At 30.9% G+C, this 26,086-nt stretch carries 21 protein-coding genes and 2 tRNA genes; 19 read left to right on the forward strand and 4 right to left on the reverse strand.

The window, feature by feature from the left end; translation table 11 throughout:
* Positions 1 to 52: 52 nt before the first annotated feature.
* From H9W90_RS02190 to H9W90_RS02235, 10 genes are all read left to right on the forward strand, one after another.
* Positions 53 to 124 (forward strand) — tRNA-Trp (locus tag H9W90_RS02190).
* 18 nt (positions 125 to 142) lie between these two features.
* A complete protein-coding gene (gene secE / locus H9W90_RS02195) occupies positions 143 to 340 on the forward strand; it encodes a preprotein translocase subunit SecE (protein WP_187482841.1) in 198 nt (65 codons plus the stop codon).
* A 2-nt stretch (positions 341 to 342) separates the two neighbouring features.
* Positions 343 to 894, forward strand: coding sequence for a transcription termination/antitermination protein NusG (nusG, locus tag H9W90_RS02200; protein WP_187482842.1), 552 nt, complete (start codon positions 343 to 345; stop codon positions 892 to 894).
* 71 nt (positions 895 to 965) lie between these two features.
* A complete protein-coding gene (gene rplK, locus H9W90_RS02205; RefSeq protein ID WP_187482843.1) occupies positions 966 to 1,403 on the forward strand; it encodes a 50S ribosomal protein L11 in 438 nt (145 codons plus the stop codon).
* 19 nt (positions 1,404 to 1,422) lie between these two features.
* Entirely contained in the window at positions 1,423 to 2,112 is a 690-nt protein-coding gene (gene rplA / locus H9W90_RS02210; RefSeq protein ID WP_187482844.1) for a 50S ribosomal protein L1, read from the forward strand.
* Positions 2,113 to 2,131: 19 nt separating this feature from the next.
* On the forward strand, positions 2,132 to 2,647 hold the full coding sequence (rplJ, locus tag H9W90_RS02215) for a 50S ribosomal protein L10 (RefSeq protein ID WP_187482845.1): 516 nt from the start codon (positions 2,132 to 2,134) through the stop codon (positions 2,645 to 2,647).
* Positions 2,648 to 2,697: 50 nt separating this feature from the next.
* Positions 2,698 to 3,072, forward strand: a complete 375-nt coding sequence (rplL, locus tag H9W90_RS02220) for a 50S ribosomal protein L7/L12 (RefSeq protein WP_187482846.1) — start codon at positions 2,698 to 2,700, stop codon at positions 3,070 to 3,072.
* 134 nt (positions 3,073 to 3,206) lie between these two features.
* Positions 3,207 to 7,016 carry a DNA-directed RNA polymerase subunit beta gene (gene rpoB, locus H9W90_RS02225; RefSeq protein WP_187482847.1) on the forward strand — a complete coding sequence of 1,270 codons (3,810 nt, stop codon included), beginning with the start codon at positions 3,207 to 3,209 and terminating at the stop codon, positions 7,014 to 7,016.
* Positions 7,017 to 7,095: 79 nt separating this feature from the next.
* Positions 7,096 to 11,370, forward strand: coding sequence for a DNA-directed RNA polymerase subunit beta' (gene rpoC, locus H9W90_RS02230; RefSeq protein ID WP_187482848.1), 4,275 nt, complete (start codon positions 7,096 to 7,098; stop codon positions 11,368 to 11,370).
* A gap of 130 nt (positions 11,371 to 11,500) precedes the next feature.
* Complete coding sequence (locus H9W90_RS02235; protein WP_187482849.1) at positions 11,501 to 11,812, forward strand: DUF3467 domain-containing protein; 312 nt, start codon at positions 11,501 to 11,503, stop codon at positions 11,810 to 11,812.
* A 19-nt stretch (positions 11,813 to 11,831) separates the two neighbouring features.
* On the opposite strand, the gene H9W90_RS02240 is transcribed toward H9W90_RS02235, so the two are convergent.
* From H9W90_RS02240 to aroC, 3 genes are all read right to left on the reverse strand, one after another.
* A complete protein-coding gene (locus tag H9W90_RS02240) occupies positions 11,832 to 12,728 on the reverse strand; it encodes an alpha/beta hydrolase (protein WP_187482850.1) in 897 nt (298 codons plus the stop codon).
* Positions 12,729 to 12,750: 22 nt separating this feature from the next.
* Positions 12,751 to 13,842: a heparan-alpha-glucosaminide N-acetyltransferase domain-containing protein gene (locus H9W90_RS02245; RefSeq protein ID WP_187482851.1), complete on the reverse strand. Its 1,092-nt coding sequence runs from the start codon at positions 13,840 to 13,842 to the stop codon at positions 12,751 to 12,753.
* A gap of 70 nt (positions 13,843 to 13,912) precedes the next feature.
* The gene (aroC, locus tag H9W90_RS02250; RefSeq protein WP_187482852.1) at positions 13,913 to 14,977 is read right to left on the reverse strand and encodes a chorismate synthase; all 1,065 of its coding nucleotides are present in this window, start codon (positions 14,975 to 14,977) and stop codon (positions 13,913 to 13,915) included.
* A 242-nt stretch (positions 14,978 to 15,219) separates the two neighbouring features.
* Here aroC and H9W90_RS02255 point away from each other — a divergent pair.
* The 9 genes from H9W90_RS02255 (at position 15,220) to H9W90_RS02295 (ending at position 24,971) form a co-directional block, all read left to right on the forward strand.
* A tRNA-Ser gene (locus H9W90_RS02255) sits at positions 15,220 to 15,304 on the forward strand.
* A 310-nt stretch (positions 15,305 to 15,614) separates the two neighbouring features.
* Entirely contained in the window at positions 15,615 to 17,549 is a 1,935-nt protein-coding gene (locus tag H9W90_RS02260; RefSeq protein ID WP_187482853.1) for a protein-disulfide reductase DsbD family protein, read from the forward strand.
* A gap of 17 nt (positions 17,550 to 17,566) precedes the next feature.
* Positions 17,567 to 19,066: an aminotransferase class V-fold PLP-dependent enzyme gene (locus H9W90_RS02265; protein WP_187482854.1), complete on the forward strand. Its 1,500-nt coding sequence runs from the start codon at positions 17,567 to 17,569 to the stop codon at positions 19,064 to 19,066.
* 5 nt (positions 19,067 to 19,071) lie between these two features.
* Positions 19,072 to 19,674 (forward strand): alpha-ketoglutarate-dependent dioxygenase AlkB family protein, encoded by a 603-nt coding sequence (locus H9W90_RS02270; protein ID WP_187482855.1) that lies wholly within the window; start codon positions 19,072 to 19,074, stop codon positions 19,672 to 19,674.
* 33 nt (positions 19,675 to 19,707) lie between these two features.
* Positions 19,708 to 20,595: a 23S rRNA pseudouridine(2604) synthase RluF gene (gene rluF / locus H9W90_RS02275; RefSeq protein ID WP_187482856.1), complete on the forward strand. Its 888-nt coding sequence runs from the start codon at positions 19,708 to 19,710 to the stop codon at positions 20,593 to 20,595.
* Positions 20,596 to 20,784: 189 nt separating this feature from the next.
* Positions 20,785 to 21,915, forward strand: coding sequence for a tRNA guanosine(34) transglycosylase Tgt (gene tgt / locus H9W90_RS02280; protein WP_088355308.1), 1,131 nt, complete (start codon positions 20,785 to 20,787; stop codon positions 21,913 to 21,915).
* Between the two features lie 47 nt (positions 21,916 to 21,962).
* Positions 21,963 to 23,054 (forward strand): LptF/LptG family permease, encoded by a 1,092-nt coding sequence (locus tag H9W90_RS02285; protein ID WP_187482857.1) that lies wholly within the window; start codon positions 21,963 to 21,965, stop codon positions 23,052 to 23,054.
* On the forward strand, positions 23,041 to 23,955 hold the full coding sequence (locus H9W90_RS02290) for a DMT family transporter (protein ID WP_187482858.1): 915 nt from the start codon (positions 23,041 to 23,043) through the stop codon (positions 23,953 to 23,955). Before H9W90_RS02285 ends, H9W90_RS02290 begins: the two co-directional genes overlap by 14 nt.
* 62 nt (positions 23,956 to 24,017) lie before the next feature.
* Positions 24,018 to 24,971 (forward strand): acetyl-CoA carboxylase carboxyltransferase subunit alpha, encoded by a 954-nt coding sequence (locus tag H9W90_RS02295; protein WP_187482859.1) that lies wholly within the window; start codon positions 24,018 to 24,020, stop codon positions 24,969 to 24,971.
* Between the two features lie 77 nt (positions 24,972 to 25,048).
* On the opposite strand, the gene H9W90_RS02300 is transcribed toward H9W90_RS02295, so the two are convergent.
* A complete protein-coding gene (locus tag H9W90_RS02300; RefSeq protein ID WP_187482860.1) occupies positions 25,049 to 26,083 on the reverse strand; it encodes a TlpA family protein disulfide reductase in 1,035 nt (344 codons plus the stop codon).
* Positions 26,084 to 26,086: the final 3 nt, after the last annotated feature.

Consider the following 26,086-nt stretch of genomic DNA (forward strand, 5'->3'; position numbering starts at 1 on the left):
ATTTAAAAGGTATCCCGTTTTTACGGGATGCCTTTATCAATGAAAATAATAAACGGGCGTAGTTCAGCGGTAGAGCACTGGTCTCCAAAACCAGCTGTCGGGAGTTCGAATCTCTCCGCCCGTGCAAAACATAAAAAGAAACATGAACTTTATTCAATATATCAAAGATTCTTTTGACGAATTAAATAACCATATGACGTGGATTTCTAAAGAAGACGCTCAAAAGACAACTGTAACTGTAGCTGTTTTTACAATTTTGTTTGCATTAGCAGTAGCTGGTATAGATTATGTTTTTCAAACGGGATTAGATAACTTTTTTGGAATGTTTAAATCTAATTAATTATGGCAGCTGATTCAGTAATGAAATGGTATGTTGTAAGAGCCATTGGAGGACAAGAAAATAAAGTTAAAGCTTATATAGAAACAGAAATTTCTAGAGTTGGGTTATCTGATTATGTAAGTCAAGTAATTGTTCCTACTGAAAAAGTTGTTCAGATAAGAAACGGGAAAAAAGTTAACAGAGAAAGAGTTTATTTTCCTGGTTATATAATGGTAGAGGCAAACCTTTCAGGAGAAGTACCTCACGTTATAAAAGCCATCACAGGTGTTATAGGTTTTTTAGGGGAAACTAAAGGTGGTGAACCTGTTCCTATGAGAAAATCTGAAGTAAACAGAATGTTAGGTAAGGTTGATGAGCTTTCAGTTCAAGACGAAAATATTGCAATTCCTTTTAATATAGGAGAAACAGTAAAAGTTGTAGATGGTCCTTTTAATGGATTTGATGGAACTATTGAAAAAGTAAATGAAGAAAAGCGTAAGCTTGAAGTAATGGTTAAAATATTCGGAAGAAAAACACCATTAGAATTAAGTTATATGCAAGTAGAAAAAATATAATTGTTACCAAATATATATACCGATTTATTTTAATGCTTCCAAATTAAAATAGATCATTAAACATTTTTAAAATGGCAAAAGAAGTTAGTAAAGTAGTTAAGTTACAAGTAAGGGGAGGCGCAGCGAATCCATCGCCGCCGGTTGGACCCGCTTTAGGAGCTGCTGGTGTTAACATTATGGAGTTCTGTAAACAGTTTAATGCAAGAACGCAAGACAAACAAGGTAAAGTTTTACCTGTTGTTATTACTGTTTTCAAAGATAAATCATTTGATTTTCTTGTAAAAACTCCTCCTGCAGCAGTTCAGTTACTAGAAGCGGCCAAAATTAAGAAAGGTTCAGGAGAACCAAACAGGAAAAAAGTAGCATCGGTTACTTGGGATCAAATTAAAGTAATTGCAGAAGACAAAATGGTAGATTTAAATGCCTTTGAAATTTCTTCAGCAATGCGTATGATTGCAGGTACAGCACGTTCTATGGGATTAACAGTAAAAGGTAATGCACCAGCATAAACTTTATAAAAAGTAAAAAATGGCAAAATTAACAAAAAAGCAAAAAGAAGCTTACGCAAAATTAGATAGTTCTATATCTTATGATTTAGCATCTGCTTCAGCGCTAGTCAAAGACATTACTAATGTAAAGTTTGATGCATCAGTAGATTTAGCAATACGTTTAGGAGTAGATCCACGTAAAGCTAATCAAATGGTTAGAGGTGTAGTAACATTACCTCACGGAACTGGTAAGGATGTAAAAGTTTTAGCATTAGTAACTCCAGATAAAGAAGCAGAAGCTACAGCAGCTGGTGCAGATTATGTTGGATTAGATGAATACCTTCAAAAAATTAAAGGAGGTTGGACAGATGTAGATGTAATTATTACAATGCCAAGTGTAATGGGTAAATTAGGTCCTTTAGGAAGAGTTTTAGGTCCTAGAGGTTTAATGCCAAACCCAAAGACTGGTACAGTAACAATGGATGTTGCAAAAGCTGTTCAAGATGTAAAAGCTGGTAAAATCGATTTTAAAGTTGATAAAACTGGTATCGTTCATGCTGCAATTGGAAAAGTATCTTTTGATGCTAAAAAGATTGAAGAAAATGCAAACGAATTAATACAAACAATTCTTAAACTGAAACCTACAACTGCAAAAGGAACGTATGTAAAAAGCGTTTTTATGTCTAGTACTATGAGTCCTAGTATTGCTGTTGAAGTAAAAACTGTTTAATACGTTAAAACTTATAATTATGACTAGAGAAGAGAAATCACAAGTAATACAAGATTTAACAGCAGTATTAGCAGACACTAACACGTTATATTTAGCAGATATTTCTGGACTTAATGCACAGACTACCTCTAATTTACGTAGAGCTTGTTTCAAAGCAGGTGTTCAGTTATCAGTTGTTAAGAATACATTACTTGCGAAAGCAATGGAAGCATCAGACAAAGACTTTGGTGACCTTCCAACAACGTTAAAAGGTAATACTTCAATGATGATTTCTGAAGCAGCAAATGCTCCAGCAAAATTAATCAAAGAATTCAGAAAAAAATCAAAGAAACCTTTATTAAAAGGAGCCTTTGCAGAAGAGTCTGTTTACATTGGAGACGATCAATTAGATGCTTTAGTAGATATTAAATCTAGAGAAGAACTTATTGGAGAAATCGTTGGATTATTACAATCACCAGCTAAAAATGTTATTTCAGCATTACAATCAGGTGGTCAAACACTTTCAGGTCTTATTAAGACATTATCTGAAAAATAATTACGCGCACAAATAAACTATAATAAACAAAATTTTTAAAAACAATTAAAATGGCAGATTTAAAAGATTTCGCAGAGCAATTAGTTAACTTAACAGTAAAAGAAGTTAATGAATTAGCTACTATCTTAAAAGATGAGTATGGTATTGAGCCAGCAGCAGCAGCAGTTGCAGTAGCAGGACCAGCAGCAGGTGGTGATGAAGCAGCAGATGAGCAAACTGAATTTGACGTAATTTTAACAGCAGCAGGTGGTTCTAAACTTGCAGTAGTAAAATTAGTTAAAGAATTAACTGGTTTAGGATTAAAAGAAGCTAAAGGTATCGTAGATAGCGCACCAGCAGCAGTAAAAGAAGGTGTATCTAAAGATGAGGCTGAAGGTCTTAAAAAATCTTTAGAAGAAGCTGGAGCAGAGGTAGAGCTTAAGTAAGCTTTTATCCCGAAGTTTCGGGCAAACAAATTTAGGTTTAGGTACTAAAAACAATGTTTTTAGTCCTAAACCATTTTGTGTATATATTCGTTCTTTATTTTAATCAAGATTTTAATTAAAAAAAATATTCTCTTTTGGCAACGAAAAACACTACTGAAAGAATCAACTTCGCTACTTCTCAAATGATTAAAGAATATCCAGACTTTTTGGATATTCAGGTAAAGTCTTTTCAAGACTTTTTCCAGCTTCAAACAAAGGCAGAAGAAAGAGGTGAAGAAGGTTTGTACAAAACCTTCATGGATAACTTTCCAATAACAGATACAAGAAACCAATTTGTATTAGAATTTTTAGACTACTTTGTAGATCCTCCAAGATATTCAATTCAAGAATGTATAGAAAGAGGTTTAACGCATAGTGTGCCTTTAAAAGCACGTCTAAAATTATACTGTACAGATCCTGAACATGAAGATTTTGAAACTATTGTACAAGATGTTTATCTTGGTACAATTCCATATATGACTAATTCTGGTACCTTTGTAATTAATGGTGCAGAACGTGTTGTGGTTTCACAATTACACAGATCTCCAGGTGTATTTTTTGGACAATCTTTCCATGCAAACGGTACAAAATTATACTCTGCAAGAGTAATTCCTTTCAAAGGATCTTGGATAGAGTTTGCTACCGATATCAATCAAGTTATGTATGCTTATATTGATAGAAAGAAAAAATTACCAGTTACAACATTATTCAGAGCCATTGGTTTTGAAAGAGATAAAGATATATTAGAAATTTTTGATCTTGCAGAAGAAATTAAAGTTTCTAAAGCTGGATTAAAAAAAGTATTAGGTCGCAAATTGGCCGCTAGAGTTCTAAAAACTTGGCATGAAGATTTTGTGGATGAAGATACTGGAGAAGTTGTATCTATTGAAAGAAATGAAATTATTTTCGATCGTGATACAATTTTAGAAAAAGAACACATAGATGAAATAATTGAAGCAGGTGCTAAAACCGTTTTACTACATAAAGTAGATAACGATATGGCAGATTATGCAATTATTCATAATACATTACAGAAAGATCCTACCAATTCCGAGAAAGAAGCAGTAGAACATATTTATAGACAATTACGTAATGCAGAACCGCCAGATGAGGAGACTGCAAGAGGTATTATAGATAAGTTATTCTTTTCTGAGCAAAGGTATAATTTAGGAGAGGTTGGTCGTTTTAGAATGAATACTAAACTTCAATTAAATGAACCAATTGATCAAAAAGTATTAACAAAATTAGATATTATTACAATTATTAAATATTTAATTGAATTAATCAACTCTAAAGCAGAAGTAGATGATATTGATCACTTATCTAACAGAAGAGTTAGAACTGTAGGTGAACAATTAGCAGGTCAGTTTGGTGTTGGTTTAGCGAGAATGGCAAGAACAATTCGTGAGCGTATGAATGTGCGTGACAATGAAGTGTTTACACCAATCGATTTAATTAATGCTAAAACATTATCGTCTGTAATTAATTCTTTCTTTGGAACGAACCAGTTATCTCAATTTATGGATCAAACAAATCCATTAGCAGAGATTACACACAAGCGTAGATTATCTGCACTTGGGCCAGGTGGTTTATCAAGAGAAAGAGCAGGTTTTGAGGTACGTGATGTTCACTATACACATTATGGACGTTTATGTCCAATCGAAACACCAGAGGGACCAAATATTGGTTTAATTTCTTCACTTTCTGTATTTGCAAAAGTGAATAATTTAGGTTTCATTGAAACTCCATATAGAAAGGTTAATGAAGGTGTTGTAGCAAGCGAAGAACCAATTTATTTAAGTGCAGAAGAAGAAGAAGGAATGCGTTTTGCGCAATCTAATGTAGACTTAGATGAAAAAGGAGCCTTTACAGCAGAAAAAATTATTTCTAGAGAAGGTGGTGATTTCCCAGTTGTTACTCCGCAAGAAGTTCAATATATGGATGTTGCTCCAAATCAAATTGCATCGATTTCTGCGTCTTTAATTCCATTCTTGGAACACGATGATGCGAATAGAGCTTTGATGGGATCTAACATGATGCGTCAAGCAGTTCCATTATTACGTCCAGAATCTCCAATTGTAGGTACTGGTTTAGAACGTAGAGTTGCAAAAGATTCTCGTATTTTAATAAATGCTGAAGGTGCAGGAGTTGTAGAATATGTTGATGCTAATAAAATTACCATCAAATATGATAGAACTGATGAAGAGAAAATGGTAAGTTTCGATTCTGATGAAGTTTCTTATAACTTAATTAAGTTTAGAAAAACGAATCAGGGAACAAACATTAATCTAAAACCAATTGTACAAAAAGGTGATAGAGTTTCTGAAGGTCAAGTTCTTTGTGAAGGTTATGCAACACAAAAAGGAGAATTAGCTTTAGGTAGAAATATGAAAGTAGCCTTTATGCCTTGGAAAGGGTATAACTTTGAGGATGCAATTGTAATTTCTGAAAAAGTGGTTCGTGAAGATATATTTACATCTATACATATTGATGAGTATTCTTTAGATGTTAGAGATACAAAATTAGGAACTGAAGAGTTAACTAATGATATTCCTAACGTTTCTGAAGAAGCTACTAGCAATTTAGATGAAAATGGAATGATTAGAATTGGAGCAGAAGTAAATCCTGGTGATATCTTAATTGGTAAAATTACACCAAAAGGAGAATCTGATCCAACTCCAGAAGAAAAATTATTACGAGCTATTTTTGGTGATAAAGCAGGTGATGTAAAAGATGCATCATTAAAAGCTTCTCCATCATTAAGAGGTGTAGTAATTGATAAAAAATTATTCAAAAGAGCTGTAAAAGATAAGAACAAGAGATTAAGAGATAAAGAAGCAGTAGCTACTTTAGAAGCTTCATTTGTTGGGAAATTTGAAAGCTTAAAAGATGAATTAATAGAGAAGTTATTCACTTTAATCAGTGGAAAAACATCTCAAGGAGTATTTAATGATTTAGGAGAAGAAGTTTTACCAAAAGGTAAAAAATATACACTTAAAATGTTAAATTCTGTTGATGACTATGTGCATTTAACAGGTTCTTGGACAACTGATAAAGAATTAAATGATTTAGTAGGTGAATTAGTTCACAACTATAAAATCAAGGTAAATGATTTACAAGGTTCTTTAAGACGTCAAAAATTTACAATTTCAGTTGGAGATGAATTGCCAGCAGGAATTTTAAAACTAGCTAAAGTTTACATCGCTAAAAAACGTAAGTTAAAAGTAGGTGATAAAATGGCAGGACGTCACGGAAATAAAGGTATTGTTGCTCGTATTGTAAGAGCAGAAGATATGCCTTTCTTAGAAGACGGAACTCCAGTAGATATCGTTTTAAATCCATTAGGGGTACCATCTCGTATGAACATTGGTCAGATTTATGAAACTGTTCTTGGATGGGCAGGTCAAAAATTAGGAACTAAATATGCAACACCAATTTTTGATGGAGCATCTTTAGACCAGATTAATGAAATTACTGATGATGCAGGTGTACCAAGATTTGGACACACTTATTTATATGATGGTGGAACAGGAAAACGTTTCGATCAGCCAGCAACAGTTGGTATCATTTATATGATTAAGTTAGGACACATGATTGAAGATAAAATGCATGCACGTTCTATTGGACCATATTCATTAATTACACAACAACCATTAGGTGGTAAAGCACAATTTGGTGGACAACGTTTTGGAGAGATGGAAGTTTGGGCATTAGAAGCATATGGTGCATCTAGTATCTTAAGAGAAATCTTAACTGTAAAATCTGATGATGTAATGGGTAGAGCTAAAACTTACGAAGCAATCGTAAAAGGAGAGTCTATGCCAGAACCAGGTTTACCAGAATCATTTAACGTATTAATGCATGAACTGAAAGGTTTAGGTTTAGACGTTAGATTAGAAGAATAAATTTTTTCAGTAACCAATTTTCGGAAACAATACTGTTTCCGAAAATTGAATACTGCCAACTGAATACTTATTAAAAGACATGGCAAGAAAACAAGAGAAGTACACTGTAAAAAAGTTTAACAAAATCTCAATTGGTTTATCATCACCAGAAGCTATTTTAGAAATTTCTAAAGGTGAAGTTTTAAAACCAGAAACAATAAACTACCGTACACACAAACCAGAAAGAGATGGTTTATTTTGTGAGCGTATTTTTGGTCCTGTTAAGGATTATGAATGTGCTTGTGGAAAATACAAAAGAATTCGTTATAAAGGAATTGTTTGTGATAGATGTGGGGTAGAAGTAACAGAAAAGAAAGTACGAAGAGATAGAGTTGGTCACATTAATTTAGTGGTACCAGTTGCTCATATTTGGTACTTTAGATCATTACCTAACAAAATGGGTTACCTTTTAGGTTTACCATCTAAAAAGTTAGATATGATTATTTACTACGAAAGATACGTAGTAATTCAGCCAGGTATTGCAAAAGGACCTGAAGGAGAACCATTACAAAAAATGGATTTCTTAACTGAAGAAGAATATTTAGATATTGCAGACGAGTTACCACAAGATAACCAATACAAAGATGATTCTGACCCAGATAAGTTTATCGCTAAAATGGGTGCAGAATGTTTAATTGATTTATTAGCACGTATCGATTTAGATGGGTTGTCTTTTGAATTAAGACACAAAGCAAACACAGAAACATCTAAACAACGTAAAACTGAAGCATTAAAACGTTTAAATGTTGTTGAAGCATTTAGAGACTCTCAAAAGAATAGAGAGAATAATCCAGAATGGATGATAATGAAAGCAGTTCCGGTAATTCCACCAGAATTGAGACCATTAGTACCATTAGATGGAGGACGTTTTGCAACTTCAGATTTAAATGATTTATATAGAAGAGTTATTATTAGAAACAATCGTTTAAAAAGATTGGTTGAAATAAAAGCTCCAGAAGTTATTTTACGTAATGAAAAACGTATGTTACAAGAATCTGTAGATTCTTTATTTGATAACACACGTAAATCATCAGCTGTTAAAACTGAATCTAACAGGCCTTTAAAATCTTTATCAGATTCATTAAAAGGAAAACAAGGACGTTTCCGTCAGAATTTATTAGGAAAACGTGTAGATTATTCAGCACGTTCTGTAATTGTTGTTGGACCAGAATTAAGATTGTCAGAATGTGGTATCCCAAAAGATATGGCAGCTGAACTTTACAAGCCTTTTGTAATTAGAAAATTAATTGAAAGAGGAATTGTAAAAACAGTAAAATCTGCAAAGAAAATTATAGATAGAAAAGAACCAGTTGTTTGGGATATTTTAGAAAATGTAATTAAAGGACATCCAGTTTTATTAAACAGGGCTCCTACTTTACACAGACTTGGTATACAAGCTTTTCAACCAAAATTAATTGAAGGAAAAGCAATCCAATTACATCCATTAGCATGTTCTGCATTTAATGCGGATTTCGATGGAGATCAAATGGCAGTTCACTTACCATTAGGACCAGAGGCTATTTTAGAAGCGCAAATATTAATGTTAGCTTCTCATAATATTTTAAATCCTGCAAATGGTGCGCCAGTAACTGTACCTTCACAGGATATGGTACTTGGGTTATACTACATGACTAAAGAAAGAATTTCTACTCCTGAAGTTAAAATTAAAGGAGAAGGATTAACTTTCTATTCACCAGAAGAAGTAACTATTGCTTTTAACGAAGAAATGGTAGACTTAAATGCTGGTATTAAAGTTAGAACTCAAGATATTGATGAAAATGGAGAGCAAGTAACTAGAATTATTAAAACTACTGTAGGTAGAGTTTTATTTAATGAAAAGGTTCCTGCTGCTGCTGGTTATATTAATGAAGTATTAACTAAGAAAAACTTACGTGGAATTATTGGTGGTATTTTAAAAGCTACAGATATTCCTACAACAGGAAACTTCTTAGACGAAATAAAAAACATGGGATATAAATTTGCCTTCCAAGGTGGTTTATCATTCTCATTAGGAGATATCATTATTCCAGTTGAAAAGCAATCTATGATTGATGAAGCTAATAAAGAAGTGGATATCATTGTAGGAAATTATAATATGGGTATGTTAACGCAAAAAGAGCGTTACAATCAGGTAATTGATGTTTGGGGTTCTACCAACAATAGATTAACTGAATTATCTATGAAAAACTTACGAGAAGACCAACAAGGTTTTAACTCGGTTTACATGATGCTAGATTCTGGTGCAAGGGGTTCTAAAGAACAAATTCGTCAGTTAACAGGTATGCGTGGATTAATGGCAAAACCTAAAAAATCTACAGCTGGAGGTGGAGAAATTATTGAGAATCCAATTCTTTCTAACTTTAAGGAAGGATTATCTATTCTTGAATACTTTATCTCTACTCACGGTGCACGTAAAGGATTGGCAGATACCGCTTTAAAAACGGCAGATGCTGGTTACTTAACTCGTAGATTGGTAGATGTTTCTCAAGATGTTATTATTAACGAAGAAGATTGTGGTACATTAAGAGGTTTAGAAGTAGCTCCTTTAAAGAAAAATGATGAGATTGTAGAATCTTTAGCAGATAGAATTGAAGGTAGAGTTTCTTTAAATAATGTTTATGATCTTTTAACTGATGAGTTATTATTAGAGGCAAATCAACCAATAACATATCAATTAGCAGAAAAAGTACAAGCTTCTGGAATTGATTCTGTTGAAGTAAGATCTGCATTAACATGTGAGTCTGACAAAGGTATTTGTGCAAAATGTTATGGGCAGAGTTTATCTACTCTTAACAAAGTACAAATTGGTGAGGCAGTTGGTGTAATTGCAGCACAGTCTATTGGTGAGCCAGGTACACAGTTAACACTTCGTACATTCCACGTTGGTGGGGTTGCAGGAAACATATCTGAAGATAACAAGTTAACTGCTAAATTTGATGGAAAAGTTTCTATTGAAGATTTACGAACTGTAACAGGTAAAGACAATGATGGTAATGATGTAGAAATTGTAATTTCAAGAACTGCAGAAATTAAAATTATTGACAAGAAAACAGGAATTATTCAAAGTACAAACATTATTCCTTATGGTTCTTACATTTTCGATAAAGAAAGAACTTCAATTAAAAAAGGTGATGTAATTTGTCAGTGGGATCCATTTAACGGAGTTATTGTTTCTGAATTTGCAGGAAAAGTGAAGTTTGACAATTTAGAGCAAGGTATGAACTACTCTGTGGAAATTGATGAACAAACAGGTTTCCAAGAGAAAGTAATGACTGACTCTAAAAACAAGAAAATAATTGCTTCTTTAATTATTGAAGATAATGATGGTAATGCTTTACGTTCTTACAGTTTACCAGTAGGTGCACACCTAATGGTAAGTGATGGAGATAAAGTAGAATCTGGCCATACATTAGTAAAAATACCAAGAAAATCTGGTAAAGCAGGAGATATTACTGGAGGTTTACCTCGTGTAACAGAATTGTTCGAAGCACGTAACCCTTCTAACCCATCTGTTGTTTCAGAAATTGATGGTGTTGTATCTTTTGGTAAGATTAAGCGTGGTAATAGAGAAATTATTGTAGAATCTAAAACGGGTGATATTAGAAAGTATTTAGTGAAACTTTCTAACCAGATTTTAGTTCAAGAGAATGACTTTATTAAAGCTGGTATGCCATTATCAGATGGAGCAACAACTCCTTCAGATATTTTAAGAATTAAAGGACCGTCTGCAGTACAAGAATACTTGGTAAATGAAATACAAGAAGTATATCGTTTGCAAGGTGTAAAAATTAACGACAAGCATTTCGAAGTTGTTGTACGTCAAATGATGCGTAAAGTTAAAATTATAGATTCTGGAGACACTTTATTTTTAGAGAATCAATTAATTCATAAAATTGACTTTATCAAAGACAATGACGCTATCTACGGAATGAAAGTTGTTGAAGATGCAGGAGATTCAGAAAACTTAAAGCCAGGTCAGATTATTTCTGCACGTCAATTAAGAGATGAAAATTCTTTATTAAGAAGAAATGATAAAAACCTAGTAACCGCTAGAGAAGCAAAACCTGCAACTGCAGAACAAGTTTTACAAGGTATTACTAGAGCATCACTTCAAACAAAATCGTTTATTTCTGCAGCTTCTTTCCAAGAAACTACAAAAGTATTAAACGAAGCAGCTGTAAGTGGTAAAATAGATACTTTAGAAGGATTGAAAGAGAATGTAATTGTAGGTAAGAAAATACCAGCAGGAACAGGAATGAGATCTTATGACAACGTAATTGTTGGCTCTAAAGATGAAATGGAAAAAAGTTTCTAAAGAAACCTTAATTCATTAAAATTTTAAAGTTGAATTGTTTATTGTAAATTATTACATTATTCAATTCAACTTTTTTATTTTTTGTATCTTATGAACATTTGAACAAATATCCAATTTAACGTTACAAATAATGGAACAAAATAAAAACAAAGAAGGACAATTAAATATAGAATTAGATCAAGAAATTGCAGAAGGAACATATTCTAATTTGGCAATAATTAATCATTCTGTATCAGAATTTATTGTAGATTTTATAAATATTATGCCTGGTGTACCAAAAGCTAAAGTAAAATCTAGAATTATTTTAACACCACAACACGCAAAAAGATTAACAAAAGCATTAGCAGATAATGTTAGAAAGTTTGAAGAAGCGCATGGTGAAATTAAAGATTATGAGCAGCCTCCAATTCCAATGAATTTTGGACCAACAGGACAAGCTTAAAATTTAAAAGTGAAACAATCTATGTTTCACTTTTTTTTATAAAACTAATTTGTCTTTTATTATTTTTTAGAACATCATAATATAAGAAATCAATAATTTCTTCAGTACACTCTTGCATAGGTCTACCAGACCAACTATGATCTCCATCTTTAATTGTATACAAATAAAAAGGTTTTTTTAAACTATTTAATTTTTCTGAAATTGCTTTAGAGCCATAAAGCATTAAATAACCTTTATCTTTTTTATTACAATAATGGTGGGGAGCAATATTATAAGGTACTAATTTATCTTTTGTACCGTGAAATAATTGAGTGGGAATTGCATTTTTAAGGGTAATGTTTTCAGTAGAAACAATAGCACCTGCCATGCTTATGACTCCAGCAAATTTAAAATTTCTTGCTAATATTTTATTATTGTAAACATATACCAAATTAAGTATAGCTTCTGCACCAGCACTTGTTCCTACTAATATTATTTTTTTAGAATCAATATTGAATTTTTTCTTATTATCTAAAATAAATTTTACTGCGTAACTTATATCTTCTGAAGCAAAATTGAAAGCATTAATTTTATCTTTAAAATTTGTAGCGCACCCAAAGCCTAATTTTTGCATAGTTAATCTATAGGAAATAGATGCTACTGCATAGCCACGTTCGGCTAAATTAGTTGCAAAGTTTATAGTGTTTTTATCATTTCGTTTTCCTCCAGAAAAACCACCACCATGAACATAAATTACTAAAGGAACTTCTCCTTTAAGTTTTCTTGGTTTATAAAAATCTAATTTTAATTTGTATTCTTTTGTTTTTTTATAGGTATATGTTTTTTTTGTTGTTTTTGTAACTTTATCTAAATAAGTAGTTTGTGCTGGACAAATTTTAAAAACAAAAATTAATAAAAATGAGAAGTAGGTTTTCATAGCAAATAAGTCGTAATAACTATTAGTTTCCTTTCAATTTATCGAAAAACTTTCTCAAATTATCATATATAAAAGCATTTGTTCTTACGTAATAAAAAGAAATAAAACAGACCGTAGTTAAAAATAAAATTGCGCCAATAATAGCTTGTATGGGAGAAAGGTTTTTTCCAATGATATGTTTCAAGCCAATTCCAGTAAAACTACCATAGATAATAATAAAATGAATTACATAAATTGATAATGTCTTTTGCCCAATTTTTAAAATAAGAGGAAACTTAAGATACTCTTCTAAAGCGTAAAAGAAAGCAAAGTATAAGAATACATTTCCAAGCCTTGTAAAGAGGTAATTATAGCTAGCAGAGTCTAAAAATAATTGAATATCTGTTAGTTTATAAAGTAAACATAAAAGATAGGAAGAATAAAATATAAGTATAATTCCAAAAAAGATAAATAGAAATATTATAATTTTTTTAAAATGATCTTTCATTAAATTTTTATCAAATATAGTTGCTAAAAATGCACCAAAAGCAACATACCCGAGCCATGGAATTATGGTAAATACGGATCCATTTACTTTAGAAATATAGTTGTTAAGTAGAATAGGTAAATTTTCTAAATTAAGAGTTCTGTATAAAGGTTCTGTAAGAAATATAATAAACCCTAGAGTTAAAGTAATCAAAGAAAATAATAATGTTTTTTTTGCAGATAAATAGTAAAGTAAAATTATTAAAATTAAACTCAATCCTATACATTGCAAAACATCCACTATTAAAAAATAGGAATTAAAACTGCCTTGTAGCCATCTTAAAAATGGAATTCTTAAAAGATAACCTATAAAAATTAGAAATAAACCTCTAACAATCCCTTTTTTCATTCGAAGTTTTTCTTCTCCTCTTTCTTTTGCCTTTAACAATAAATAAGTAAATATTAAACCTGAAATTGTAAAAAATGTAGGTGCAGTTATACCTCTGAAATAAGACCAAACAGAAAAAGAAATTGAATTTACATCTCTAAAACTTGTAGCCAAGAGAGTATCAATAAAATGCCCTTGAAGCATCATTAATATTGCAAATGCACGAATTATGTCAATAAAAAAGAGTCTTTTAGGTTTCAAGTCTTTTTGTTTGCAATAAATGTAATCATATATTTATTGATAATCAAAAAGGCCATCAACACAAATAAAATTAAATCTTTCTTGATTTATTTAATAAATAGAAATCTGCTAAAACCAAAGCTGTCATTGCTTCTACAATAGGTACAGCTCTTGGTACAACACAAGGATCGTGTCTACCTTTACCCGTTATTTCTGTAACTTCATAATCAGAATTTATGGTTTGTTGAGAGCTCATTATTGTAGCAACAGGTTTAAATGCTACTCTAAAGTAAATATCCATTCCGTTACTAATTCCTCCTTGAATTCCGCCTGAAAGGTTAGACTGTGTAGAACCATCAGCATTAAAAACGTCATTGTGTTCAGAACCTTTCATTTTTGCACCACAAAACCCGCTTCCAAATTCGAAACCTTTTACAGCGTTAATAGAAAGCATTGCTTTCCCCAATTCTGCATGTAGTTTGTTAAAAATAGGTTCACCTAAACCAACAGGAACATTTTGTGCAACACAAGTAATTGTACCTCCAATTGTATCTCCAGCTTTTCTAATTTCTTGAATTTTAGAAATCATTTTTTCTGCAGAAGACTCATCTGGACAACGTACAATATTATTTTCTGTTTTAGAAAAATCTAGATCTTGATAAGGTTTATCAATAAAAATATCTCCAACAGAAGATGTAAAAGCATTTATATTTATGCTTGCTATCAGTTGTTTTGCCAATGCACCAGCAACTACCCAATTGGCAGTTTCTCTTGCAGAACTTCTACCACCACCTTTGTAATCTCTAACACCATATTTTTGGTCATAGGTATAATCTGCATGAGAAGGTCTATAAACATTAGTATTATGATTGTAATCTTTAGATTTCTGATTGGTATTTCTAATAATAAAACCAATAGAGGTTCCAGTTGTCTTTCCTTCGAAAATTCCTGATAAAAATTCAACAGTATCTGGCTCTTTACGTTGTGTAACGATTTTAGATTGCCCAGGTTTACGTCTATTTAATTCTTCTTGAATTGCATCAAAATCAACAACTAAACCAGCAGGGAAACCATCTATAACACCACCAATAGCACTTCCATGAGATTCTCCATAGGTTGTTACTCTTAATAGGTTTCCAAAAGAATTAAATGACATCGTTTATAATATTTAAGTAAGTTACAAATATACTAAAGTAGGTATTAGATTTTATATTTTTCTATAAATTATAATGATTTTCATTAGTTTCTATATTGTTATAATACTTGATAATGAATACAATAGAAGTTTAAATTAATTATATTCAAAAAACTTAAAAAATAAAGCATTTTTTATTTTACAGAATTAAAAAAGCTTTATATATTTGCATCCGCATTCAGGGAATACCTGATGAGACACTTGGAGAATTGGCAGAGTGGTCGAATGCGGCAGTCTTGAAAACTGTTGACTGTAACAGGTCCGGGGGTTCGAATCCCTCATTCTCCGCAGAAAACCTCATAATCTTTTGATTATGAGGTTTTTAATTTTGTAATTATTTCTGATTTAATAGGTTTAACTAGATACATACAATTCTTTTCTATAAAATTTAGGCTTAAAACCATAATTATCTTTTAATTTAATAATATGTTTATAGCTAGAAGTTATTATTTAAGGTGTTTTTTAACCTTAAAGTTTAACAGAAAAATCAACACAATCTTAAACCTAGTTTCATTAATTAATTTATATTTTTGCTAAAGTTATCTTTAACTGTCAAAATCGCAATAGATTGCGAGTTTTTAAATATAAATTATTAAATATGAAAAAAATCATTACTATTCTTATTCTAATGATAAGTTTAGGAACTGTTGCGCAAATAGAAGATCCAATAAAATGGGAAACTTCTGTTGAAAAAACATCTGAAACTGAATTCACATTAATTGCAACTGCAACTATTGAAAAAAGTTGGCATTTATATTCTCAAAATGTTCCAGAAAATGGACCAATTCCAACAACTTTTTATTTTGATGAAGCTAAAAATTCATTTAAAAAAATAGGTGAAACAATAGAAGAAGATGGTCATACAGTAGATGATAAGGTTTTTGGAATGAAGATTAAGTTTTTTGAAAACACTGCAGTGTTTAAACAAAAAATTAAACTTACAGCTAATAAGAAAATCGTTAATGGAAGTGTAGAGTTTATGGTTTGTGATGACACACAATGTATGGCTCCAACAGAAGTAGATTTAGAGTTTAAGTTGTCTTCAAATGCCAAAATTGCTTCCACAGATGATCTTAATTCAGAAAATAATTCATCTTCAAGTAAAGGATTGTTATCAATTTTCTTAATTGCTTTTATATCAGGTTTTGCAGCATTATTAACTCCTTGTGTGTTTCCAATGATTCCAATGACTGTCAGCTTTTTTACAAAACAGAGTAAGACAAAAGCAGCAGGAATTAAAAATGCAATAATTTATGGTTTATCAATCATTGTAATATATGTTCTACTAGGAGTTTTAGTAAGTCTATTATTTGGGGCAGATGCTTTAAACGCGCTGTCTACAAATGTTTGGTTTAACATTGCTTTTTTTATATTATTATTAATTTTTGCGGCTTCATTTTTAGGAGCTTTTGAAATTATGTTGCCAAATTCTTGGGCAAATAAAGTAGATTCTCAAGCAGATAAAGGAGGATTAATTGGAATCTTTTTTATGGCATTAGCTTTAGCAATTGTATCTTTTTCTTGTACAGGGCCAATTGTTGGAACCTTATTAGTTGAAGCTGCTGCTGGTGGAAATCAAATTGGACCAATTGTAGGTATGTTAGGTTTTTCTACGGCTATAGCATTACCATTTGCATTATTTGCAGCATTTCCTGGTTGGTTAAATTCTTTACCAAAATCTGGAGGTTGGTTAAATACAGTAAAAGTAGTTTTAGGGTTTTTAGAATTGGCTTTGGCTTTTAAATTCTTATCAAATGCAGATTTAGTTTTACAATTACATTGGTTAGAAAGAGAAGTATTTATTGCAATTTGGATTGCCATATTCGGAGCATTATCATTGTACCTTTTCGGAAAAATACAATTGCCACATGATTCTCCACTTAAGCACATTTCTGTAGGTAGATTAAGTTTAGGTTTATTATCATTAACTTTTACATTGTATATGTTACCCGGTTTATGGGGTGCACCCTTAAATTTAATTAGTGCTTTTCCACCACCACAACATTATAGCGAATCTCCTTACGGAGTTGGTTATATGAGATTAGGAAATGGAGGCGTTTCTAATGTAGATATTCCAGAAGGAGCTCACTTAATGGCACCACACAATATTTTAGCTTTTAATGATTACGATAAAGGTTTGGCGTACGCAAAAAAAATAGGAAAACCTGTAATGTTAGATTTTACAGGACACGCATGTGTTAACTGTAGAAAAATGGAACAACAAGTCTGGGTAAAACCAAAAGTTTTAAAAGTCCTAAAAAATGATGTTGTTTTAATTTCATTGTATGTAGATGATAAAAGGCCTTTAGCAGAAAATGAAGTTGTTGATTCAAAATTAAAACCAGGGAAAAAGTTAAAATATATAGGACAGAAATGGAGTGAGCTACAAACCATAAAATATAAAGCAAATACACAACCATTTTATGTTTTAATGGACCATAATGAAGAAAATTTAAATGAACCAGTAGCATATACTCCAGATGTTGATGAATATCTTAACTGGTTAGAAGAAGGAATATCTAAATTCAAATAACTTAAGCTTCCGTAATTATGATTTCTACAAATGAAAATAAGAAAGTAATCTCTGATTTAGAAACCTATTTTAGTCAGTTTAGAAAGCACATAGTTGGTATAGACCAAACATTTCAATCTCCAAATGGAGAGAAAAAACTTGTTTATACAGATTGGACAGCAAGTGGAAGATTATATCGCCCAATTGAAGAAAAATTATTAAATGATTTTGGTCCTTTTATAGCTAATACACATACAGAAACTTCAACTTCTGGTGCAGCAATGACATTAGCTTATCATGAAGCAAGAAACATCATTAAAAGGCATGTAAATGCTAATGAAAATGATGTTCTAATAACTTCAGGAACAGGAATGACAGGAGTTGTAAATAAATTTCAAAGGATTTTAGGTTTAAAAGTTTCAGAAAATTTAAAAGAACACACCAATATTCCAGATGAAATAAAACCCATTGTATTTGTTTCTCATATGGAACACCATTCTAATCAAACTTCTTGGTTAGAAACAATAGCTGATGTAGAAGTTGTGCCTTGTGATAATGATGGTTTACTTTGTTTAAAAAGCTTCGAAAAGTGTATTAAAAAACATGAACATAGAAAAATTAAAATAGCTTCAATTACTTCTTGTTCTAATGTTACAGGAATAAAAACAGCATATCACGCAGTTGCAAAATTAATTCATAAATATAATGGTTTGTGTTTTGTAGATTTTGCTTGTTGCGCGCCATATGTAGAGATAAATATGCATCCAGAGGATGAAGAAGCATATTTAGATGCTATTTTCTTTTCTCCACATAAATTTTTAGGAGGACCAGGAACTTCCGGCGTTTTGGTTTTTAATAAAAAATTATATAAAAATGTAGTTCCAGACAATCCAGGAGGAGGAACAGTAAGTTACACAAATCCTTGGGGGCAACATGATTATTTCGATGATGTAGAAACCAGAGAAGATGGTGGTACACCAGGTTTTTTACAAGCCATAAAAATTGCACTTTCTATTCAGTTGAAAGATAAAATGGGCGTTGCAAACATTAAAAAAAGAGAAGATGAGATAAACGAAATAATGTTTAAAACATTAGAAAGTTTACCAAATGTGAAAATTTTAGCACCAAAAATAAAAGATAGATTAAGTATTTTTTCTTTCTATTTTGAAAAAGTTCACTTTAATTTAATTGTTAAGTTGTTAAATGATAGATTCGGAATTCAAACAAGAGGAGGTTGTTCTTGTGCAGGAACGTATGGACATTTTTTACTGAATGTAGACCAGGAAACATCTAATAGAATTAAAGACGAAATTTTACACGGCTGTAATACTGACAAACCAGGTTGGATTCGTTTATCAATTCATCCAACAATAACTTCAGAAGAATTAGAGTTTATCTGCCATTCACTAAAAGAATTATCTGAGAATATTGAAGAATGGTCTAAAGATTATAAGTACGATCCAATTAAAAACGATTATGTTCATAAAACAGTTGAACCAATTGAAAAAGAATTGGTTAAAAGCTGGTTTGCTGTTTAATAACTATGGATTTATTCTCTTCAGAAAAAATAAAAAACATTTTACCTTTCGATGGTGTTACCAATTATCATGGTATTGTTTTAGATAAAAATCAATGTGATTTTTTCTACCAAAAACTCTTCGAAACTATTGAGTGGAAAAATGACGAAGCCATTATTTTTGGTAAGAAAATAATCACAAAAAGAAAAGTAGCTTGGTATGGTATTTCTGAATTTTCTTACAAATATTCAGGAGTTACAAAAACGGCAAATATTTTCACAAAAGAGTTGTTGGAACTCAAAGAAGTTGTAGAAAAAGAAAGTGGAGAAACGTATAATTCTTGTTTGTTAAATTTATATCATTCAGGAGAAGAAGGAATGGCTTATCATTCAGATGGAGAAAAAATGTTGAAGAAAAACGGAGCAATAGCTTCACTTTCTTTAGGAGCAGAACGTAAATTTTCTTTCAAACATAAAGAAAACAAACAACGAATAGATATTATTTTAGAAAGAGGAAGTTTGTTGGTAATGAGAGAATTTACACAAACCAATTGGTTGCACAGATTACCACCAACAAAAATGGTTTTTACACCACGAATTAATTTGACGTTTAGAACCATAGAATTGTAATCTAATCTTTACTTTTGCATAAAATTTTACAATTTGGATTCTAATTCACAAAATACCATCAATCTTAATAAATACATCAGTTCTTCAGGGATTTGTTCTCGAAGAGAAGCAGAAAAATTTATTAAAGAAGGCAGAGTTACCATCAATGGAAAACCTACGCAATTAGGAAATAGAGTTGCCAAAAAAGATGTTGTAAAATTAGACGGACGGTTAGTAACTCCAAAAAACGTAACGCTTTATATTGCCTTAAACAAACCTGTTGGAATCGTTTCTACGACTGATGATAGAGAGCCAAATAACATCGTAAAACACATTAATTATCCAGAAAGATTATTTCCAATTGGACGATTAGATAAACCTTCTGAAGGTTTAATTTTTCTTACAAATGATGGTGATATTGTCAATAAAATTTTACGAGCAGGAAACAATCACGAGAAAGAATATTTTGTTTCAGTAAACAAATCAATCACACCAGATTTTATAGAAAAAATGGGAAATGGAATCCCTATTTTAGGCACTGTTACTCAAAATTGTTTGGTAGAAAAAGTAAGCGATAAAATTTTCAAAATCGTTTTAACACAAGGTTTAAATCGCCAAATTCGTAGAATGTGCGAATATTTAGATTATGAAGTAACCAAGTTAAAACGAACCCGAATCATGAATGTCGAGTTGGGCTATTTACAATCTGGAGATTGGCGTGAGTTAACGGATGAAGAGATGAAAGAAATCAATAAAATGATTTCCACATCCTCTAAAACCGAAGAAGCATCAAAAGTTAAAACTGCTCCAAAAACATCTAGACCTAAGCGAAAATTAGCACCTTCAAAAAACGATTTCAATAAAAAAAGTGCTTCATTTAGAAAATCTTCACCAAAAAACAAGAGAAATAATTCGAGTTCTACTAAAAAGAAACGTTGGTAAAATTTTTTGGGCGTTCCCTTTCAGGTCAGGCTTTTCGTTGCAATCTTTTTTATTTAAATAAATAAAAAAGGATTTCCACTACAATCCTTAACGCGCTTATTTGCCAACAAAATCAATATTTTAACTTTTGGTTTTATATAACAGTTCATTTTATTTATCAATTCTTAAATAATAGTATCTTTGCCACCAATGAAATTTGACTTAAAAATTACCGACCCAAAAAGTAAAGCAAGAGCAGGAACAATTACTACAGATCATGGAGAAATTGAAACGCCAATCTTTATGCCTGTGGGAACTGTTGGAACTGTAAAAGGAGTTCATCAAACAGAACTTAAAAATGAGATAAACCCTGATATTATTTTAGGAAATACCTATCACCTTTTTTTAAGACCAGGAATGGAAATATTAGAAAAAGCTGGTGGTTTACACAAGTTTATGAACTGGGATCGTAATATCCTTACAGATTCTGGGGGTTACCAAGTATATTCACTTTCTGGAAGAAGAAAAATTAACGAAGAAGGCGTAAAATTTAAGAGCCATATAGATGGTTCTATGCACTTTTTTACACCTGAAAACGTTATGGAAACGCAACGTACAATTGGTGCCGATATTATTATGGCGTTTGACGAATGTACACCTTATCCTTGTGATTATAATTACGCAAAGCGTTCTATGCACATGACACATAGATGGTTGGACAGATGCATAAATCATTTAGAAAAACTGCCTTTTAAATATGGTTATGAACAAACGTTTATGCCAATTGTTCAAGGAAGTACGTATAAAGATTTAAGAAGACAATCTGCAGAATATATAGCAAATTCTGGTCAGCAAGCAAATGCAATTGGCGGACTTTCTGTTGGGGAACCAGCAGAAGAATTATATGCAATGACAGAAGTTGTTTGTGAAGTGTTACCAGAAGACAAGCCACGTTATTTAATGGGAGTTGGAACACCAATAAATATTTTAGAAAATATTGCTTTAGGTATAGATATGTTCGATTGTGTAATGCCAACAAGAAACGCAAGAAACGGAATGTTGTTTACAGCACATGGTTCTATCAACATAAAAAATAAAAAGTGGGAAGATGATTTTTCTCCAATAGACGACATGGGAATTACTTGGGTAGATACTATGTATTCCAAAGCGTATTTACGTCATCTTTTTGCTGCAAAAGAAATGTTAGGAAAACAAATTGCGTCGATTCATAACCTTGGTTTTTATGTTTGGTTAACAAGAGAAGCAAGAAAACACATTTTAGCTGGAGATTTTAGAGAATGGAAAGATAAAATGGTAAAACAAATGGACAAACGTTTATAGTTTTTAAAGTTTAATAAAATTTTTAATACAATAAAAAGGCTGCGCTTTTGAAAATAATAGATTGGTACATATTAAAAAGGTTTTTGGTAACATTTTTGTTCACCTTACTAATCTTGATTCCTATTGCCATTGCTATAGATATATCAGAAAAAATTGATAATTTTCTAGAACATGCAAATTTAGGTTTTTATCAAATTGTAGATGAATATTATACTAATTTTATTATTTATTATGCCAATACTTTTATGCCTTTGGCATTATTTATTGCTGTAATTTTATTTACCTCTAAACTTTCTAATAATACCGAAATTATAGCAATAACAAACGCTAAAGTTTCTTTTACACGATTTTTATATCCTTACTTTCTTGGAGCCACATTGATAACTGTTATTTCTCTAGTAATGAATCATTTTGTTGTGCCAAGCAGTAGTAAAGAGCGCAAAAAATTCGAAAAAGAATACATAAAAAATAGAGCGCAAAAAAATGAGTTAAAACATGTAAGTGATTTTAGTTTACAGTTAACAGATAGCACTTATGTTTTTATAAGAAGTTTCGATACCGAAAGGAAAACAGGGTATGATTTTACATCTGAAGTTTATGATGGTTTAAAGCTGAAATCTAAATTAGCTTCTAGAACTATAACTTACAATGAAAAAGATTCTACTTTTAGTCTTACAGATTGGAGAGAACGTAAAATTTTTAAGAATAGAGATAGTATTTTTTCTGGAAATAAAATTGATACAGTTTTTAATTTTACACCAAGAGATTTAATCTATAAATCTGCTTTTGCTCAAGAAATGCCTTCAGGTGAACTCATTGATTATATAAATATTTCTAAAAAAAGAGGTGTAAAAAACTTGAACGCTTATTTAGTAGAACTTTATAAAAGAACAAGCATGCCAATTGCTTCTTATATTTTAACAATTATTGCAGTTGCTTTAGCTTTTAGAAAGAGAAGAGGAGGTACTGGAGTTAATTTGGCTTTAGGTATTGGTATTATGTTCTTATATGTTTTTTTAATGAAAATAGCAGAAGTTTTGGGTGCTGTTGCTGGGGTAAACTCATTTATATATGTCTGGATTCCTAATATAGTATTTGGGTGTTTGGCAGTTTATCTGTATTTAAATGCAAGAAAATAAGCTAAAAAATTACCTTTTACTTCACTTCATTGTTTTTATTTGGGGTTTCACTGCTATTTTAGGAGCATTAATAACCATTGATGCTATTCCATTAGTTTGGTTTAGAATGTCTTTGGCTGTTGCTTTTTTAATTATTTATTTTATTATAAAAAATAAATCATTTAAAATTGACACTAAAGGAGTTGTAAAATTTTTTATAACAGGAATTATTATTGCGCTTCATTGGATTTTCTTTTTTAAAGCTATTAAAGTTTCTAACGTGTCAGTAGCATTAGTAACTATGAGTACTGGTGCTTTTTTTACTTCTTTAATAGAACCTGTTTTTTTTAAGAGAAGAATTAAAACAATAGAAATATTTCTAGGATTACTTGTTATAGTTGGTTTATACATTATTTTTAATTTTGAAAGTCAATATAAATTAGGTGTAATTTACGCTTTAATTTCCTCATTTTTGGGAGCATTATTTGCAGTTTTAAATGGACTTTTTATTAAAAAATATTCAGCAGATACTATTTCCTTATATCAGTTGTTTTTTGGAGCACTTTTTATCACTTTGTATCTTTTGTTTATAAATGGTTTTTCTAAAGAACTCTTTATGTTACAAATTTCAGATTGGGTTTATTTATTTGTTTTAAGTAGTATTTGTACAGCTTATGCTTTTATGGCTTCTGTAAAAATCATGAAATTTATTTCTCCATATACTGTAATGTTAACAGTAAATTTAGAACCAATTTATGCAATAATTTTAGCTTTATTTATTTTTGGCGATAAAGAAAAAATGAACCCAGCCTTTTATTTAGGCGCTTTTATTGTGTTATTTGTGGTTTTATTAAACGGTATTATTAAAAACAAAGCTTTAATAAAAAAGAAATTTAAAGAAAAAACTGTTAGAAAAAAGTAGTTGCTTTTTGCCTTAAAAAACAAATTTTATAGTATGTTTGTTATTACAAACAACTACAAAAAATGGAATATTTAGATTTTGAAATGCCCATTAAAGAACTTCAAGACCAACTTGAAAAATGTGAAATTATTGGGGAAGAAAGCGAAGTAGATGTTACTGCTACTTGTAAAAAAATAGAAAAAAAGCTAGAAAAAGCCAGAAAAGATATTTACAAAAACCTTACACCTTGGCAAAGAGTTCAATTGTCTAGACACCCAAATAGGCCTTATACTTTAGATTATATAAGAGCTATTTGCGGAGATACTTTTATGGAACTTCATGGAGATAGAAATGTAAAAGATGATAAAGCCATGATTGGTGGTTTGGGTAAAATTGGAGATCAATCTTTTATGTTTATTGGTCAACAAAAAGGATACAATACAAAAACTCGTCAGTTAAGAAACTTTGGGATGGCAAATCCTGAAGGTTATAGAAAAGCTTTACGTTTAATGAAAATGGCAGAAAAATTTAGAATTCCTGTTGTTACTTTATTAGATACACCTGGTGCATATCCTGGTTTAGAAGCAGAAGAACGTGGACAAGGAGAAGCAATTGCAAGAAATATTTTTGAAATGACTCGCTTAAAAACACCTATAATTACAGTTGTAATTGGTGAAGGAGCTTCTGGTGGAGCTTTAGGAATAGGAGTTGGAGATAGAGTTTATATGATGGAAAATACTTGGTATACCGTTATTTCTCCAGAATCTTGTTCTTCTATTTTATGGAGAAGTTGGGAGTTTAAAGAACAAGCTGCAGCCGCATTAAAATTAACTGGTACAGATATGAAAAAACTGAAGTTAATTGATGGAATTATACAAGAGCCAGTTGGTGGAGCACATTCTAATAGAGATGGAGCTTTTAAGGCTGTAGAAAATCAAATTATTGCTGCTTTTGATGAATTAAAAGATTTGTCTGATGCAGATTTAGTTTCAAAAAGAATGGATAAGTACGCAGAAATGGGTGTTTATAAAGAGTAAAAAAATAGCAATATTTATATATAAAAAAAGCGAAATTCTGAAGAGAATTTCGCTTTTTTTATATGTGTAATTTAAACCTATAATCCTAAAGATGTAAATAAAGTTTTTAATCTTGGGTCAGAAGGTCTTGGTGCATTTGCTTCAACTATATTACCTTGTGGATCAACTAAAATAAACCTTGGAATTCCGTTTATTTGATAAGCTCTTTGAAAAGAATAATCTTGTCCAGACCATAATTGAACTCCAGACAATTCTTTTTCTTTCACAAAATTTCTCCATTTTTTTTCTGCTGCTTCCCAAGAATTTCCGTTCCTTCTAGCTTCATCTGTAGAAATACTTATAAATTCTATATTTTTATTATGATATTCTTTCTCTAATTTCTTTAAAGACGGAATTTCTCTAATACAAGGCCCACACCAAGTTGCCCAAACATCTATATAAACGTATTTACCTTTAAATGAATCCAGCGATTTTTTTCCACCACTAAAATCTACATATTCTTCAAATTTAGGAGAAGGTTTTCCTCTTCCCATTGTTAAATTATTCGAATATGTGCTTTCAAAATAATTAACTAATTGTTTTGTTTGTTGGTTTGCCATTTCAACAATAGAACTATCAATATTTGCATAAGAATTTAATATGCTATCATATTCCCCTTTAATACTAGCTAATTTTTTGTCAAAAGCTTCCTTTTCTAAATTTAAAATTAATTGCGGATTTCCTAAATTTCTACTTTTATTTATTTGTGCAACAATAAAGTTAGTGTTAGAAGATCCTTCTCCAGAAATTTTAAGGTCAGACATAATATCATCTTTACTATCATCTGCATTTATAGATAGGTTAAAACCATTTTTTAAAAAAATAGGTACTCTTTTAGTTTGACTTGTTTGTAGTGTATAGATTTCTCCTTTATCTACATTTAAGGTGTCTTTAAAACTACCATCGTTATTTATTTTAATGGTTTTTAGTAAACCACTTCTTCCGAAAATACTAATAATAGAATCTTTATTATTATCAATTTTACCAGAAAGTGTTAAATAGTCTTTAGAGTGTTCTTTGGTACAAGAAAAAGCTACTAAAAGAGTTAAAAATATTAAGCTTAATTTTTTCATTTC

The sequence above is a fragment of the Polaribacter pectinis genome, assembly GCF_014352875.1.
In the GTDB taxonomy this organism is placed as follows: Bacteria; Bacteroidota; Bacteroidia; order Flavobacteriales; family Flavobacteriaceae; genus Polaribacter; species Polaribacter pectinis.

Excerpts from the sequence above, each read along its gene's own strand:
- H9W90_RS02260 (WP_187482853.1), top strand. The coding sequence starts at position 15,615 with ATGAAAAAAATCATTACTATTCTTATTCTAATGATAAGTTTAGGAACT.
- H9W90_RS02240 (WP_187482850.1), bottom strand. The coding sequence starts at position 12,728 with ATGAAAACCTACTTCTCATTTTTATTAATTTTTGTTTTTAAAATTTGT.
- tgt (WP_088355308.1), top strand. The coding sequence starts at position 20,785 with ATGAAATTTGACTTAAAAATTACCGACCCAAAAAGTAAAGCAAGAGCA.
- H9W90_RS02235 (WP_187482849.1), top strand. The coding sequence starts at position 11,501 with ATGGAACAAAATAAAAACAAAGAAGGACAATTAAATATAGAATTAGAT.
- rplJ (WP_187482845.1), top strand. The coding sequence starts at position 2,132 with ATGACTAGAGAAGAGAAATCACAAGTAATACAAGATTTAACAGCAGTA.
- H9W90_RS02300 (WP_187482860.1), bottom strand. The coding sequence starts at position 26,083 with ATGAAAAAATTAAGCTTAATATTTTTAACTCTTTTAGTAGCTTTTTCT.
- aroC (WP_187482852.1), bottom strand. The coding sequence starts at position 14,977 with ATGTCATTTAATTCTTTTGGAAACCTATTAAGAGTAACAACCTATGGA.
- H9W90_RS02290 (WP_187482858.1), top strand. The coding sequence starts at position 23,041 with ATGCAAGAAAATAAGCTAAAAAATTACCTTTTACTTCACTTCATTGTT.
- H9W90_RS02270 (WP_187482855.1), top strand. The coding sequence starts at position 19,072 with ATGGATTTATTCTCTTCAGAAAAAATAAAAAACATTTTACCTTTCGAT.
- rplL (WP_187482846.1), top strand. The coding sequence starts at position 2,698 with ATGGCAGATTTAAAAGATTTCGCAGAGCAATTAGTTAACTTAACAGTA.
- H9W90_RS02295 (WP_187482859.1), top strand. The coding sequence starts at position 24,018 with ATGGAATATTTAGATTTTGAAATGCCCATTAAAGAACTTCAAGACCAA.
- H9W90_RS02265 (WP_187482854.1), top strand. The coding sequence starts at position 17,567 with ATGATTTCTACAAATGAAAATAAGAAAGTAATCTCTGATTTAGAAACC.
- nusG (WP_187482842.1), top strand. The coding sequence starts at position 343 with ATGGCAGCTGATTCAGTAATGAAATGGTATGTTGTAAGAGCCATTGGA.
- rpoC (WP_187482848.1), top strand. The coding sequence starts at position 7,096 with ATGGCAAGAAAACAAGAGAAGTACACTGTAAAAAAGTTTAACAAAATC.
- rplK (WP_187482843.1), top strand. The coding sequence starts at position 966 with ATGGCAAAAGAAGTTAGTAAAGTAGTTAAGTTACAAGTAAGGGGAGGC.
- rplA (WP_187482844.1), top strand. The coding sequence starts at position 1,423 with ATGGCAAAATTAACAAAAAAGCAAAAAGAAGCTTACGCAAAATTAGAT.
- secE (WP_187482841.1), top strand. The coding sequence starts at position 143 with ATGAACTTTATTCAATATATCAAAGATTCTTTTGACGAATTAAATAAC.